Origin of the sequence: Anaerococcus faecalis (assembly GCF_013371425.1) — a bacterium.
GTDB lineage: Bacteria > Bacillota > Clostridia > Tissierellales > Peptoniphilaceae > Anaerococcus > Anaerococcus porci.
In genome coordinates this window covers 19,479-35,160 of the sequence record NZ_JABVBA010000010.1, presented here as the reverse complement: position 1 = coordinate 35,160, position 15,682 = coordinate 19,479, and the positions used below count along the sequence as shown (strand labels likewise).

Annotated in this window: 12 protein-coding genes and 1 pseudogene; 8 read left to right on the top strand and 5 right to left on the bottom strand. The window is 27.5% G+C overall.

Features of this window, described 5'->3' with window-relative positions; translation table 11 throughout:
* The first annotated feature begins 152 nt into the window (after positions 1 to 152).
* From HV819_RS09350 to HV819_RS11800, 8 genes are all read left to right on the top strand, one after another.
* Complete coding sequence (locus HV819_RS09350) at positions 153 to 857, top strand: ZinT/AdcA family metal-binding protein (protein ID WP_176270050.1); 705 nt, start codon at positions 153 to 155, stop codon at positions 855 to 857.
* Positions 858 to 911: 54 nt separating this feature from the next.
* Positions 912 to 2,252, top strand: a complete 1,341-nt coding sequence (locus HV819_RS09345; RefSeq protein WP_176270049.1) for a metal ABC transporter substrate-binding protein — start codon at positions 912 to 914, stop codon at positions 2,250 to 2,252.
* Complete coding sequence (locus tag HV819_RS09340) at positions 2,233 to 2,904, top strand: metal ABC transporter ATP-binding protein (RefSeq protein ID WP_154541949.1); 672 nt, start codon at positions 2,233 to 2,235, stop codon at positions 2,902 to 2,904. Before HV819_RS09345 ends, HV819_RS09340 begins: the two co-directional genes overlap by 20 nt.
* Positions 2,898 to 3,722, top strand: coding sequence for a metal ABC transporter permease (locus tag HV819_RS09335; RefSeq protein ID WP_154541948.1), 825 nt, complete (start codon positions 2,898 to 2,900; stop codon positions 3,720 to 3,722). Before HV819_RS09340 ends, HV819_RS09335 begins: the two co-directional genes overlap by 7 nt.
* Before the next feature lie 837 nt (positions 3,723 to 4,559).
* Positions 4,560 to 5,747 carry a radical SAM/SPASM domain-containing protein gene (locus tag HV819_RS09330; protein ID WP_176270048.1) on the top strand — a complete coding sequence of 396 codons (1,188 nt, stop codon included), beginning with the start codon at positions 4,560 to 4,562 and terminating at the stop codon, positions 5,745 to 5,747.
* Complete coding sequence (locus tag HV819_RS09325) at positions 5,744 to 7,195, top strand: YcaO-like family protein (protein WP_176270047.1); 1,452 nt, start codon at positions 5,744 to 5,746, stop codon at positions 7,193 to 7,195. Before HV819_RS09330 ends, HV819_RS09325 begins: the two co-directional genes overlap by 4 nt.
* A 153-nt stretch (positions 7,196 to 7,348) precedes the next feature.
* A complete protein-coding gene (locus HV819_RS09320) occupies positions 7,349 to 8,053 on the top strand; it encodes a S41 family peptidase (protein WP_176270046.1) in 705 nt (234 codons plus the stop codon).
* Entirely contained in the window at positions 8,037 to 9,572 is a 1,536-nt protein-coding gene (locus HV819_RS11800; RefSeq protein ID WP_176270045.1) for an ATP-binding cassette domain-containing protein, read from the top strand. Before HV819_RS09320 ends, HV819_RS11800 begins: the two co-directional genes overlap by 17 nt.
* 367 nt (positions 9,573 to 9,939) lie before the next feature.
* On the opposite strand, the pseudogene HV819_RS09310 reads toward HV819_RS11800, so the two are convergent.
* The 5 genes and pseudogenes from HV819_RS09310 to HV819_RS09290 all read right to left on the bottom strand — a co-directional run bounded on the left by HV819_RS09310 (position 9,940) and on the right by HV819_RS09290 (position 15,654).
* Positions 9,940 to 11,075 (bottom strand): annotated as a pseudogene (locus HV819_RS09310) (IS256 family transposase).
* A gap of 82 nt (positions 11,076 to 11,157) precedes the next feature.
* On the bottom strand, positions 11,158 to 13,587 hold the full coding sequence (locus tag HV819_RS09305) for an ATP-dependent Clp protease ATP-binding subunit (RefSeq protein WP_176270044.1): 2,430 nt from the start codon (positions 13,585 to 13,587) through the stop codon (positions 11,158 to 11,160).
* A gap of 2 nt (positions 13,588 to 13,589) precedes the next feature.
* Entirely contained in the window at positions 13,590 to 14,558 is a 969-nt protein-coding gene (locus tag HV819_RS09300; RefSeq protein WP_154542118.1) for an ATP--guanido phosphotransferase, read from the bottom strand.
* Positions 14,555 to 15,130 (bottom strand): UvrB/UvrC motif-containing protein, encoded by a 576-nt coding sequence (locus tag HV819_RS09295; protein WP_154542120.1) that lies wholly within the window; start codon positions 15,128 to 15,130, stop codon positions 14,555 to 14,557. The genes HV819_RS09300 and HV819_RS09295 overlap by 4 nt, the downstream gene beginning before the upstream one ends.
* A 2-nt stretch (positions 15,131 to 15,132) precedes the next feature.
* On the bottom strand, positions 15,133 to 15,654 hold the full coding sequence (locus tag HV819_RS09290; protein ID WP_229771262.1) for a CtsR family transcriptional regulator: 522 nt from the start codon (positions 15,652 to 15,654) through the stop codon (positions 15,133 to 15,135).
* Between the last annotated feature and the right edge of the window lie 28 nt (positions 15,655 to 15,682).

The window sequence follows — 15,682 nt, the reverse complement described above, 5'->3', positions numbered from 1 at the left end:
ATCTTTATCTCAATATAAAAATTAATTAAAAATTAATTTTTATATGATAATGCAAATCATTATTGACAATTATCTTTTTCCTTGGTAATATAGTCTTGAACATAACAATTGCATTTGTTAACTATATATTATTTTTAAAAAGGAGAAAATTTATGAACAATAAAAAGAAGTTTGCTCTTATAGCAGCCCTATCTTTAGGGCTTGTTATGACTGCATGTCAAAATAATACAAGTAAGGATAATCCTTCAAATGAACCTTCTGTTACACAAAGCTCTAAAAAAGAAGATAAATCAAGTACATCAAAGGAAGATAATAAAAGTAATAAAGATAAAGATGAAAAAGAAGGTGAAAAGAAAACAGAAGTATCTCTATCAGACTGGGAGGGCGAATGGAATGATATGGGGAGATATCTTGACAAGAAAGAAATCCAACCAGCTTTCAAAACTTTAGCTGAAAATGAAAAAATCGATGAAAATGAAGCGAAGGAAAACTATCTTAAAAAAAGACACTGTGACTTTGGTGGACTTAGAATTAAGGGAGATGAAGTAGAATTTTTAAATGATTTTCCTGACAAGAACCCTGAGCTTAAAGGAAAAGGCGTTTATAAGTTCGTAGGAAAACAAGAAGTAGAACATGGTGGATACAAGATGGAATGGGATATTTTTGAAGCAAAAAATGAAGATGCTCCTTACAAATACCTTCTTATGATGCCAATTCACGGTGAAGAAAGTCTAACCCATTTCCACATGAGATATGGTAATGACAAAGACAAACTATTACAAGAAGAAGGCTGGTATCCAACTTTTGTTAAACCAAGTACAACAGACCAACAAATAATAGATGAAATTACAGAATAATATGTAAAAGCTGTTGGATCTAATTTCCAACAGCTCTTTTTCTAAGGAGATAAAATGAAAAAAAGAAATATATTTGCTATTTTATTTATATTTCTTCTTATAGCTAGTGGATGTGGTAAAAATTCTAATAAAAAAACTGATAAGCCTTTGATTTATACTTCTTTTTATCCAGTAAATAATATGACTGAGATGATTGTAGGAGATACTGCAGAGGTCAAATCATTTATGCCACTTGATAAACAACCTCATCTTTGGGAACCTAGTCCAAGGGATATGAAAAAGCTTGCCAAATGTGATCTTTTAGTTGTAAATGGAGCCAATATGGAAGCTTGGGTTGATAAGGTTAGAGAGAACTTACCTAATCTTGATATCCTAACCCTATCTGATTCCGCAGAACTTATAACTTATAAGGGTGCTGCAAGTATTGGAGATTTCCAATATATGGCAAGAATTGATTTAGATAAGGGTAAAAATAAGATTGACTTTGGTCATACTCATGAGGATATGATGAGAGTTGCCTTTATAAAAGACGAAGGGATTACTGGTGAAGATTTAATCAAAAAATGTAAGGAAGTAATGAGCCAGAAAGGTGAATTAATTCATCAAAAAGAAACCATAGACCTTGAAGAAGGAAAAGTATATGGACTTGAGATGGGACATGAATATGGAGAAATTTTCTTTAATGTTCCAAAATCTGGAAAGTGGATTTTTATATCAGATAGGATAACAGAAGACCTTCTTCCATACAATATTGTAGGAAGTGATGGAAAATTTTTAAAAGATGAAGGTAAGGAAGAATCTTTGATGGAGGGTTCTTCATCAGGATTTGATAAGATTACCTATGATCCCCACTCTTGGCTTTCAGTTGTAAATGCAAAAAAATATTTAAATGCTATAAATGAAAAGTTAATTGAAAAATATCCAGAAAATGAAAGAATTTATAGAAAAAACAAGCTAAAATACGTAGATCAATTAACTAACATTGAGGCTGAATATAAAGAAAAATTCTCAAATATCGATAAGGATAATAGAAACTTTTTAGTCCTTCATTATGCTTATGCTTATATAGCAAGAGACTTTGATCTTTTTCAATACCCACTTCAAGGACTAACAAGTCTTGAAAGTCCAAGTCTTAAGACTATAAAAAAGGCCATTCAGTTTTCAGAAGATAAAAATATTAATACAGTCTTTTATGAATATGGACAAAATCCAAAACAAGCAAAATCTCTAGCTGAAGAAATAGGAGCCGAAACATCTCCTTTGGCATCTATGGAATATGTAACCAAAGAGCAAGAAGAAAATAATTTAAATTACATTGACCTTATGAAGATGAACTTAGAAAATCTTTATAAGTCAATGTATAAGGAGAATAATAATGAAAGCTGTATCAATTAAAAACTTGTATTTTGCCTATAATGAAATCCCTGTTTTAAAAAATTGTAATTTAGAAGTTGGTATGGGTGATTTTACAATAATAATTGGTGGAAATGGATCTGGCAAATCAACACTTATAAAGCTTATGCTAGGAGAAATTAAAGCTTTGAAAGGATCTATTGAAATTTTAGGTAAAAGAATAGAAGACTACAAATCCTTTAGGGACATAGGCTATGTACCCCAAATAAATATTGTAAATAAGATTGCCTTTCCCATAACCTGCCTAGAACTTGTATCCTTAAACTTATATGAGGATTTCGGTTTTATAAAAATACCTAAGAAAGAACACTACAAAAAAGCTCGTGAAATTATCGAAAAGATGGGCATGGAAAAATATATAAATACGCCTGTAAACGAATTATCGGGTGGACTTGCCCAAAGAGCTATGATATGTAAGGCTATGATAAACGAACCTAAACTTCTAATCCTTGATGAACCTACTGCAGGAGTTGATAAGGATAGCAAAAAACATTTCTTTGAAACTGTAAATATTCTTTCAACAAAATTTAATATAAGCATAATAATGGTAACTCATGAACTAAAAGAAATGGAGAATTTAGACATAGATATGAAAACTTACGAAATGATAGAAGGGAGTCTTGTAAAATGTTAGAATTTGCCTTTATGAGAAAAGCCCTAATCTTAGGATTTTTATTATCTATAATGATTCCTATAATAGGAATAGTTATGGTTAATAGAAAAACATCAATGATAGGTGATGCCCTATCACATACTGCACTTGCTGGTGTTGGTATGGGACTTATACTTGGATTTGATCCTCTTTTAGGATCTGCAATAATATGTGTAATTGCAGCTTTTTTAATAGAATTAATTAGAAAGAAATTCCCCCAATATGGTGATATGGCAACGGCAGTCATCATGAGTACAGGTCTTGGAATCGCAGCCATACTTTCAGACTTTGCCCCAGGTGGTAACTCTTTTGAATCCTACCTATTTGGTTCAATATCATCTGTTACAACAATGGATATTATAAATACATCTATTGTTTTTGTCTTGGTCCTTGCACTTTCTATATCAAGATACTCATCCCTACTTGCCATAGCTATAGATCCAAATACCGCAAGACTTTCAGGAGTTAAGGTAAAATCCTTAGACTTTGTCTTTACCTTCCTAGCCGCAATAACTATTGCTTTATCTGTAAAGGTTATAGGCGCTTTGATGGTAACAAGTCTTATAGTCCTTCCAGTTGCAACAAGTCTAATAGTTGCAAAATCTTATAAGGCAACATTTTTTATAACTATCACCCTTGGTGTTATTTATATGATGCTAGGTTTAATACTTTCCTATCAATTTGATATAAAACCAGGTGGAGCCATAGTTGTAAATGCAATAGTTGGTATGCTACTTTTTGCTTCCTATAAAAAATTAAAAAAGAAAAGTCAAAACAATAAAACTCAACAAAGTGTATAAATAAAATTGCTCCTGAACTCATCCCCCCTTTTAAAGATTCAGGAGCAATTTTATTTAAATGGACTTTAACTTTTTATTTAAATTTCTATTAATTTTCCTAATTTTCTTATATTCAGTTAACATATTGTAAAAAGTAGCTTTTCTAAGTCTAAATTCTTTGATAAAGTCTTTTTATCTTATCTCACCCCTATCTCTTTTTTCATAAAGTATGTCCCGATTTTCTAGAAGTTCTATCTTATTTCTTCTGAAATTTAATTTTGGATTGTGTGGACTTTTGCTTATATTAGATAAGTCTATCCCATCTAAGTATAAATTTATTTTCTATAAAATATAGAAAGTTTAATAGTTTTGTCCTTGTCATTATTTATCAAATTTTTAATATTTTTTATTATGAGAATATAATCATAAGTCATTTCTTCTATCATCTCATTTAAATAGGTAAAAGTTTTCTCATTTTCAACTGTTGAAAACACTATACCATTTTTATTTATATTTGACAATTTAAAACAATTTTGATATATATATATATTACTGCATTAAAGTAGAAAATATAAATAAAGAATTAAAGTCAATAAATGTTAATGATTTATAATATGAAAACGAATTTAAATTAGATGATATTTTAGCGTTTGAACCTGATTTCGATTTAACTAAAGAATTAGAAGCATGCCAATGCCTTTGTGGCTTACAAGCATGATCAGGATCTGGTGGTGGAGGAGGAATCATAATAGGAATTAAATAAAACTAAATAAATACTTATAAAACTATATACTGAATTAATTTTCAGCAGTAATATAACAATTCAGTATATAGTTTCTATAATTTAAAGGAGATATTATGAAATTATTTATAAATGATTTTATTGAAATTAATAAAAATAAAAATATACATTTAATTTATTCACCCAATCATCATAAATTTTTGTATGTTAGTTCTAGCTTATTGAATATACTCGAAAATTTAACTAAAAAATATTCAAATAAAGAAATTAACATGAACAATAAGTATATCACTCAAATAAAAAGTACTTCAGCATTTGAAAAATTATATAATTCTGGAATAATTTATAAAGATAAAAATAAATACTTAAAGAAGCAAATATCTTTAAAAGAAATTTACCTACATCTAACACATAATTGTAATCTAAATTGTACATATTGTTATGACAAAAATAACTTCTCTAATAAATATTTAGATAAAACAGTAATGAGCTCCATAATAGAGTTTATAAAATCAAATAAAGTTGAAAGGGTTGTTTTAACTGGTGGTGAACCTCTTTTACACCCTAATGTAGAGAAAATAATAAATATATTAAAAGATAACAAAATTACTGTTCATTTATTAACAAACGGAACTTTAATACATAAATATGTTAGTGTAATAGATAAAGTTGATTTGATTATAATAAGCTTAGATTCAGATAAATCCATAAATAGAGTTGGATTGAATGGCATTAAATTAATTAATACTATTAACGCTTTACCAACAAAAATAAAAAATAAAATTTTATTAAGATCTGTAATAAGTAAAGGTGAAGAAAACAATATCAAAACAAATAGAATATTAAGTGAGAATTTAGGTGTTTCATTTACTTGGATTCCCCGCATACCTAATAATATAGGCGAAATTAAATATTATCCATCAACTAATAATATTGAAAATATTGACACCTTCGAGGGAACTCAAGTTTTATCAAACTGTGGAGCTTGCTCAAATATAATTGCTATAGATCCTAACGGAGATATATATCCATGTCAAAATTTAATAGATCCAAATATGAAAATATGTAATATCTTAGATAAGAATATTAATAATGTTTATAAAGAGAGTAAAGTGGTCAATTCCTTTCTAGATTTAAATGTTAATTTTATAAATAAATGTAATAATTGTAATATTAAATATTTCTGCGGATCAGGTTGTCGTGCTATATCATATAGGGTATACGGAAGTATTTATGATAATATTGATTTTATGTGTACATTTCTAAAAATACTAACTAAAGCTAAAGTTAAGGAATACAAATGAAAAATAATAAATTCAAAGATAAAGATTTTTATGAAACTAATAATAATATAGATAAAATTTTCAGATGTCTTAAATTAAAATATAAAATTAATTTTTCAAAGGATAGATGTATTTCTTATTCTAACCAAGTCCTATGTAGAGATATCGGTCTAATAAGTAATGGGAAAGGCGAATCAAAAATTGATGCCATTTGTAGTGGAAAGTCCGAAATGTTAGAAAGAATTATGAATTATTCTTTTATAAGAATTAATTCTGATGTCTTATTAAAACAGCATATAATACCTAAAAAATATAAAAAAAGAACATTTGATGAGTTGAAATCTGATATATATACTTTTCTTATTTTAGAAGATAAGTTTGAAACTAAATTATATAATTTAATTATTGAAACTTGTAAGGAGTATTATAAAAATTCATACATATCTGTTCCTTTTTTTAATACTAAAACAAAACAGCTTATTTATATTCCAACATTCATATTAGATTTCTTTTTAGGCACAAATGGTATGGCTGCTGGAAATACTTATTATGAGGCTTATGTTCAAGCATATTCTGAAATTAGAGAAAGATTATTCATAAAAAATATATTATCAAAAAAATGTAATCTAGTGTGTTACTCTTTAGACTACATAAATAATAATCTATTAATTAATTTAAAAAATTTTTTTAAAGGTGATATTTATATTTTTAAATGGAATGATAATAATTATATTAAATCTTTATGTATTTTACTTATTTATAAAGGAAAATATCGAATTAAATTTGGAAGTCATTTTGATTTTGATACTGCTTTAGAAAGATGTATAACAGAATTACTTCAAGGCAGTACACTATATGACGAATACAGTTGGTTTTCCATAAAAGATTTTAATACCATTAAAAATAATTTTTTAGGATTTTTTACAGGAAATATTAGCAGAGTAAATAATAACTTCTTTTTAAATATTAAAAATTCCAAATTTTTTAAAAGAACTGAAAATTTAAATCTATATAATAATGAGGAAGTTGTTAAATTAATTGAGAGTAAAGAAAATAATGTATATATCTTCTCTAATTACTTAATGGATATTAAAAGTTTACAGATTTACATACCAAAACTTTCTTTGATAGATAATCTAAATACTGAAACAATAAATAATATTCTAATTAAAATAAAAGCTAGTAATTTAATCTATAGCAATAAAGAGAATGCTATTAAATATTTTCTCGATAAATTTGATAATAATACTACTTTAGATTTAATCGGATTTGATAAATGTACAATAGCTAAACAATATCTTAATAATATAAGTATACGAAAATTAAAATCCATATGGATTAATGATTCAATAAATCATAAAAATTTTCATTTAAATTATTGTGTAATCTGTCCTGCAAAAAATACTAAACATTGTTTGGATTATAATAAAATTCAACTAGTAAAAGAAATGGATAAATATTCTGAATAGCATTAAAATTAAAAATTTAATAGGTAAAATATATATTAATAATTTTAATATAGAATCTGAAGATTTAATTACATTATTTTACTCAAATAAAGATAAATGGCTTCAAATATGTACTGGAATATATATCAATTACATATGATTGGAATAGAAATTATGCTTAAAAATAATAAATTAGTAATTTATGAAAACAATAATATAAACTATAAAATTATAGCTCCTGGAGATGAAGTACAATGTATAAATGATAACTTTAACTATTTATCTGATTTACTTTATAATAATTATAACACCTATAAATTAATACTTAAAGATAAAGCAAATATAACTTATTCAACATCTATTATGATGCCTAATATAATTAAAGCTACCAAAAAGAATATAATTGATGAGGATAATAATATTATATACTTATATAATTTTAACAATTCTGATCTAAGAGATATAAAATTATTTTTAGAAGTTAATAATAAAGATTATATAGTTTTAGATTTGAGTGATAATATGGGTGGTAAGTTGTATGATATATTTCCTTATTTATCTATTTTTTTAGAAAAGGATAGTTTAATAAGATTCTATTCAAAAGATAAAACTTACATTAAAAATATTTATGCCTATGATTATACTAAAAAAAGAAAAATAATTATAAAAGTAAATAATAATACTTCTAGCTCAGCAGAATTATTTATTAATACATTATGTGCTAATAATGATGACGTTATTATATATGGAGAGAAAACATCTAATAAAAATATATCACAGATTATTTATTCCTATAAGGGAATATCGTACAGTATACCAGTTTTACGATTTGATTTGAATTTAATAAATAAGAGAGGTAAAAGTGAAAAAAAATTATAAAAAATTTATACTAATAATAGCAATTTTAATAATCTTGCAATCTATTACAATGTTATTAGTACCCATACTCTTATCAATTTGGCAAGTTAAAGCTCTTAATAAGTACCAATTTACAATTATATTGATAACTTTATTGTTGTCTGTTATTGTTAATCTTTCATTAATTTATAAGAGAGAAAAGTTTGCTAAAGACTATAATGTTCTAAATTTTATGAATTTATTTTCTAAATTTATTGATTTAGATTACAAAGTATTGGTAAAGGAAGGATCAACTAATATTATTGAAAGAATTATAATGTGTGTGAATAGCTGGTATTCTTATATGACAGGAGATAATGTAAGAATTTTCTCTTCAATTATTACAATATTATTAATTTTACTTATGGTATTATTTACTAATTTTTATGTTTTCTTAATCTTGCTTTTAACTGTATTAATTAATGTATATAGCTATAGGCATATTAACAAGGTTTTAAAACATAGGTCTAAATATATGCAAGAAACAAGTTCTAAAGGATGGCAAAATGTACTTTCTATAATTAAAAATCCAGATTTTATAAAATCTCAATCTTCTTTTACTAAAGTAAAAAATTTAGTTAAAAAACCAGTTCTTGATGTTTATTCATCCATATCTGATTTAAATATATATGCTCAATCAACATCAAACCTTATAGATTCATTTAATAATATTGTAAAAATATTAATAATGGTTTTTATACTATTCATATCTAGTGATAGTAATATAAAATCTAACATTTTATTTTTTACTATAATAACACCTTTGTTTTTTGGATCTCTATCTACTATAACAAGTATAAATTTATCTAAGGTAGATTTTAATACATCTAATGACTTTATTTCTTTTTTAGATAATAATAAAGAAAATAAAGAAGGCATTAAAATAGATAAAATAGATAAAATAAAAATCAAACTTAATTCTATAAAAATAAATGCTGATGTTAATATAGATTATAATATAAATGAAAATATAAAAAAAGGCGATATAGTGTGGATTAAAGGAAAAAGTGGTAAGGGAAAATCAACTATAGCAAAATCTTTAATAGGTATATTCGAGCCTGAAAATATATATTTAAATGGCATAGATATAAATAAAATTAATAAAAACGACCTGAGAAATTTAATTTCATATATACCTCAAGAAGCAAGTATATTTAATACTAGCCTCTTAAATAATCTTCTTATTGATGATCCTAGTAAAATCAAATTTACAGATAATTTTTTGCTAAGATCAATATTAAAATATAAATCACTAGACCAAGAAATAAGCGATAACGCTTCTAATATCTCAGGAGGAGAAAAGCAAAAAATTGCGCTAGCTAGGGCATTACAGGATAACAGCAATGTATTAATATTAGATGAGGTGACAAGTAATATAGATAAGAAATCCTCAAATGATATACTTGAAAGTATTATTAAACTATCAAATGATAAAATAATCTTTATAATAAGCCATGATAATTTAGATAATAAATTTTATAATAGGATTATTGAAATTTGATAAATTATAATAAAGAGCATTATAATCTTAATCCATCTATAACTCTTTATAATTGTTTGAAGTAAGATATTATAGCTTATATAGATAAAGGGAACTGCTTATTATTGCCGTTAAAGTAAGTTATGTAAAGTTTTATTAAAATAATATAAAGATAGCCATCCCATATGGGATGGCACTTTAGGGTCTGTAAATAGTTTTGTGTATCAACCTGACTCCTGATCAATGGGTAAGGGTTGATACAATTTTTTATGTATCAATATCTGTCCATTCCTATAGGATGGAGCTTATTTTAATTTTATACGAACTGAATAAACTGTCAAATTTTCATGAAAATTTCCAGCTGCTTTTATAGTTTTTTTACCTGTTTTTAAAACCTCCCTTCAAAAAATATTGATAATTGGGATAAGATTTGATCCCAGCCACGAATTCTACTTGTCCATTTGCTTGAGGCATCTACCATTGCAAGGTACAAGCTTTTTTGTAGTGCGTAGTCATTTGAAAATATTGTTTTATTTTTGGTTACTTTTCTTAGTTGTCTATTGAAGTTTTCCATCGCGTTTGTTGTATATATGGGTATTTTTTATCCCATTTTTCTTCAAATATTTCTAGGTTTGTTAAAGCTAGTTCTTCTGTTGGTGCCTTGTATACTGCTTTTAAGTCTTTCATTAATTCTTTTATATCTTTGTAGGATACATATTTAGTTGAGTTTCTTATTTGCTGGATTATGCATTTTTGGATTTCTGCTTTTGGGTATACTGCTTCTATGGCTTGGCTAAATCCTGGAAGGTTGTCTGTTGAGAATATTAATACATCTTCTATCCCTCTTTCTTTTAGCTGATTTAATACTAAGAGCCAATATTTGCTTGATTCGTTTTCTCCTACCCACATTCCTAGTATTTCTTTAAAGCCTTCTAGATTGTAGCCTAGGGCTATATATACTGCTTTTTTGACTACTATGTTGTTTTCTCTTATGTGATATTGTATGGCGTCTAAGAAGACCATAGGATAGATTTTTTCTAGTGGTTTATTTTGCCACTCTTCTATGGTTGGTAGTATTTTATTGGTTATTTTACTTACCATTGTTTCTGATATTCCAAAACCATAGATATCTTTGATGTGACTTGATATGTCTCTTGTTGTCATTCCTTTGGCATACATTGATATTATCTGATTTTCTATGTTTGATATGTCTTTTTCGTATTTTTTTAATGATTGTGGTTCAAATGTTCTTTCTCTATCTCTTGGTATGTTTAATTCTATGTTTCCGTAAGATGATCTAACTATTTTTTTACTTGTTCCATTTCTTGTATTTAGGGAAAGTGGTTTTTCACCATATTCATAGTCTAAATGCTCATCTAATTCTGCTTTTAAAAGCTCTTGTATTGTATCGCCTAAAAGATCTTTTAGTGCTTCTTAAATATCTTGTGCACTTTGAGGCTGATATTCTTCAATTAACATCTTAGATATTTTGTTTAACTTTGTTTCTGGTCTTTTTCTTGGCATAAAAATTCCTCCTGGTTAGTTTTTCTTTACCCTAATCAGGAGGTTTCTATACACAAAACTTTACACAGTCTCGCACTTTATCTTATGAATTTACAGAAGCTTTCTCTTTTTTATCTTCTGTCTTTTTTTCTTTTTTGTTGGCGAAATTTATCTTTCCTTCTTTTACCGTTAGGTTTATTACCATATCTTTGGAAAGTTTGTTATCAAGGATTTCTTCTGCTAGGTTGTTGTCGATTTCTCTTGTTATATGGCGTTCAAGTGGTCTTGCCCCATATTCTTTTGAGAATCCTCCCTCAGAAAGATAGTCTACTACTCTCTTGTTATAGTTTATCTCAATACCAAGTTTTTCAAGTCTTTCTTTGCTTTCATCTAACATTATTCTTGTGATTTCCTTGATAGCTTCTTTATCAAGAGAGTTGAACATAATGATATCATCAAGTCTATTTATAAATTCTGGTGCAAAGGTATCTTTTATAGCCTTTTCTATAATTTCTTTGTTATCTTCTTTTTGTTTTTCTTCTTCATCACCTGTTCCAAATCCTATAGTTTGTTTTTGGTTTAGGCTTGATACTCCTACATTACTTGTCATGATTATGATGGTATTCTTGAAGTCTACTGTTCTTCCTTGACCGTCTGTTAGTCTTCCATCATCAAGTATTTGTAAAAGAAGGTTAAAGATATCAGGATGGGCCTTTTCGATTTCGTCAAATAGTATTACTGAGTAAGGTCTTTTTCTTACAGCTTCTGTAAGTTGTCCACCTTCTTCATATCCTACATATCCTGGAGGAGATCCAACTAGTCTTGAGACTGCGAATTTCTCCATGTACTCACTCATGTCCATTCTTATTAGATTTTCGCTATTTCCAAATAGGTTTTTGGCTAAAGATTTGGCAAGGTAGGTTTTACCTACTCCAGTTGGTCCTACAAAGATAAATGATCCTATAGGTTTGTTTGGATCTTTAAGGCCAACTCTTGCTCTTTTTATAGCGTGAGATACTTCATCAATTGCCTTATCTTGACCTATGACTTCTTTTTTAAGATCGACATCTAGGTCTCTGTACCTTTCCTTTTCATCTTCTGTAAGTTTTGTTATAGGAACTTTAGACCAGTCCGAAACTATTTTTGCTACTTCATCAAATCCTATAGCAAGGTCTAGGTTTTTGTTTTCTTCTTCTTTTTCAAGATTTTCTCTTGTTTCATTTATCCTATCCCTAAGATTTGCTGCTCTTTCGAAATCTTGATTATTTATAGCCTCTTCTTTTTGAGCAATTAAATCATCTAAAATATCTTTTTTAGACTTATCATCTTTATTATTTTTGTAATTTAGGATTCTTTGTTTTGAACAAGCTTCATCTATTACATCTATGGCCTTATCTGGTAAGAACCTATCTTGGATATATCTTTTGGATAAGTCTACTGCTGCCTTAATTGCTTCATCTTTGATTTCCACCTTATGGTGAGCTTCATACTTATCCTTAAGTCCTTTTATTATCTCAATTGTATCTTCTATAGATGGCTCTTCCACGTATACTGGCTGCATTCTTCTTGTTAGAGCTTGATCTTTTTCAACATGTTTTCTATACTCATCTATAGTTGTAGCACCTATTATTTGAATATCTCCCTTGGCAAGGATTGGTTTTAGGATATTTGCTGCATCCATACTTCCTTCTGCAGCTCCAGCTCCCAGAACCATATGAAACTCATCTATAAATAATATTACATCTTTTCTTTTTTCAAGTTCTTCAAATAGTTTTTTAAGCCTTCCCTCGAAGTCTCCCCTATACTTTGTTCCTGCAATCATTGATGCAAGGTCAAGAGATACTATTGTTTTATCCTCCATTATGGCTGGAACTTTTCCGATTACAATCCTTTGAGACAAACCTTCTACTATGGCAGTTTTACCTACTCCTGGATCTCCTATGAGGATAGGATTATTTTTGGTCCTTCTCATAAGAATTTGGATAAGTCTTTCAATTTCTTTATCTCTTCCTATGACTGGATCTATTCTTCTATCTCTAGCCAAATCATTTAAGTTTTTGGCGAATTTTTCTATATTTTCTCCAAGTTCTTTGGATTTAAAACTTGTCTTTTCATCTTCTTTTTGTAATTTTATTAAATTATCCCTTATAGTCTTTTTATCAAGACCTGATAACATAAACATAAGGTTGGTAAATGAATCATCATCATTTAAGATAGCAAGTAGGACGTCTTCTTCGCTTGCCCCTATCTTTTTTCTCTTTTGGGCAAAATTCCTTGCCATGTCAAGGATTTTCTTAACTTGGTTGGAGTATTCCTTGGCAGGTCTTACTGCAGAACCCTTTCCTATGTTATTTATAACAATTGACCTTAAAAGCTCATAGTTTGCACCAGCTTCTTCTAGTGCCTTGGTTGCTATAGAGCCTGTTTTCATAAGGGCCAAAAGCAGATGTTCAGTACCTATATAATCATGGCTTAGAGAATAAGATTCTCTTCTAGCCTGACCTGTTAGTCTATTTAACTTATTATTTTCCATTATTACTGCTCCTTTATATATGAGTTTAAAAACTCATATCTTTCACTGTCTCTGTTACCCTTGTACTTATTCTTTGTAAGATTGAATATTAAATAGTCTATCTCAACATCACTAAGACCTGTATTAAAGCCTAAGATATTGTATTTTTTTAAATCATATAAGACTTCTAGCATATCTGTAAGTGACTTTAAATTTTCACTTTTTAGGTTTTCTTTTAAAATCTTTACCCTATCTTTTATATCATCATCAACTAGCCCATTTATAATAAGGTAGTCTCTCCTAAATCTTCTTTCATTTCTTACAAGAGTATCTACAATCTCTTCTATTTTTTCAAGTTGGGATTTTATATCTTTTCTATAATTACCATAGTTTTTTAATAAGTAGATATCTTTGTTGTATTTTTTGAAATAGTATGGGAGAAATCTTGTAAAGTATATGCCATCATGAGCAAGATTTGATTTAAGGGCAAGGTAGGATTGAGAGTTGTCTATTAAAGCAAATAAAAACATCTTAAGTTTAAGCTCTATTCCATTTCCTGTATTTCTTGCAAAACTTGTAAGATAACCATATTTTGCAGAAAAAGCAAAGTCAAATTTCTTATCTAAGAATTTTTCCACACTTGATAATATGTCGAAAGAGCTCTTTAAATCAAGACCAAAGTTTGATGCATTTATAGAAATATGATCTGTATCATTTATAACTATAATATAGTCATCTTTGAAGACTAGACCTATTATTGCCTGCTTATTTTTACAATCTTCTGATAAAACACCCGAATTTATAAGTTTATTTAGGGTATTTTCGTCTACCTCTTCTAAAAGAATGAGTTCATCCTCGTAGATTTCTTTAAACTTTTCTATAATTAAAAGAGAATCTTCTTCTGATAGACTAATAGGAAAATTATATCCTTCAATATTTCTTTTCAAAGATAAGTTACTTTCAAGTATTATATCTTTATAATAATCTATCAATTTCTCACCTTCATATTTAATTCATCTATTTTTTCCTTAAGATCCTGAGCTTTCTCAAAATCTTCGGATTCAACTGACTTTTGTAACTCTTCTTGTAAATCCCTTATTTCTATAGCAATCTTTCTAAAATTTCTATGTTTATTAGGATAATCTCCCTCATATGTTTGAAAGTTATTTATTTGCTTTAAGAGTGTGTCAGTATTATTAGAATCTATTTCATAACAATATTCACAACCGAATATACCTGATTTAATATTTGCCTCACTATTTCCACATTTTGGACAATGTTCTTGCTTAAGTGAAGTAAAATAGTCAAAGCTATAGTTGTTCTTATTATATTTGTACTCATAATATGAATTTATTATCTCATCCAGTGATGGGATAAGTTTATCCATTAATGATCTTAAATCGAAATTATTGATATTTATTTCCTTAAAACCATCTATTTCATCCAATGGCTCTTTGGAAAGTTTATTTACGCAATCACTACATAAATGAAAGTTATGTTCTCTACCATTTACTATGGCCTTTACCGTAACTTCAGCCTCATTATCACATCTATCACACTTCATACTTAACTCCTTATCAAAAAACTTAGTAGGATATTTTTTACTATATCATGTCTTACCAAATTTCTTTTTTTCTTTTCAACATTTATCAAGGATTTATCTAAGATAGCATACACTGCTATGCCAAGCTCCTTTTCATTCATATATCCTTTATTGAAAAGTTCCTTAAAAAAGCTCTTAGCTCTTTCTTCTGTAAGTTCTTTATCTAAATTTTTAATAATATATTTTATATAATCATCTTCATCTTCTACAATAGTTATAATTCTTATAAAGCCATTACCACCACGTTTACTTTCTATAATATAACCATTATATGGGGTAAACCTTGTTGAAAGCACATAGTTAATTTGACTAGGTGAACATTCAAATCTTGTTGCAAGGTCATTTCTACCTATCTCCAAAGATCCATCTGTGGTATTTTCTAAAAGAGCCTTTAAGAATCTTTCTATATCAGATGTTAGTCCTGCCATAAATTCCTCTTTTTCTTTGACTTTCTCTGACCTTTCTCCTAATAAATAAAGATTCATCTTAAGAATCTTATATTTATTGTACACT

Coding starts and splice junctions, on each gene's coding strand:
- HV819_RS09340 (WP_154541949.1), top strand. CDS start 2,233: ATGAAAGCTGTATCAATTAAAAACTTGTATTTTGCCTATAATGAAATC.
- HV819_RS09295 (WP_154542120.1), bottom strand. CDS start 15,130: ATGAAGTGTGATAGATGTGATAATGAGGCTGAAGTTACGGTAAAGGCC.
- HV819_RS09345 (WP_176270049.1), top strand. CDS start 912: ATGAAAAAAAGAAATATATTTGCTATTTTATTTATATTTCTTCTTATA.
- HV819_RS09305 (WP_176270044.1), bottom strand. CDS start 13,587: ATGGAAAATAATAAGTTAAATAGACTAACAGGTCAGGCTAGAAGAGAA.
- HV819_RS09330 (WP_176270048.1), top strand. CDS start 4,560: ATGAAATTATTTATAAATGATTTTATTGAAATTAATAAAAATAAAAAT.
- HV819_RS09335 (WP_154541948.1), top strand. CDS start 2,898: ATGTTAGAATTTGCCTTTATGAGAAAAGCCCTAATCTTAGGATTTTTA.
- HV819_RS09290 (WP_229771262.1), bottom strand. CDS start 15,654: ATGAATCTTTATTTATTAGGAGAAAGGTCAGAGAAAGTCAAAGAAAAA.
- HV819_RS09325 (WP_176270047.1), top strand. CDS start 5,744: ATGAAAAATAATAAATTCAAAGATAAAGATTTTTATGAAACTAATAAT.
- HV819_RS09320 (WP_176270046.1), top strand. CDS start 7,349: ATGCTTAAAAATAATAAATTAGTAATTTATGAAAACAATAATATAAAC.
- HV819_RS09350 (WP_176270050.1), top strand. CDS start 153: ATGAACAATAAAAAGAAGTTTGCTCTTATAGCAGCCCTATCTTTAGGG.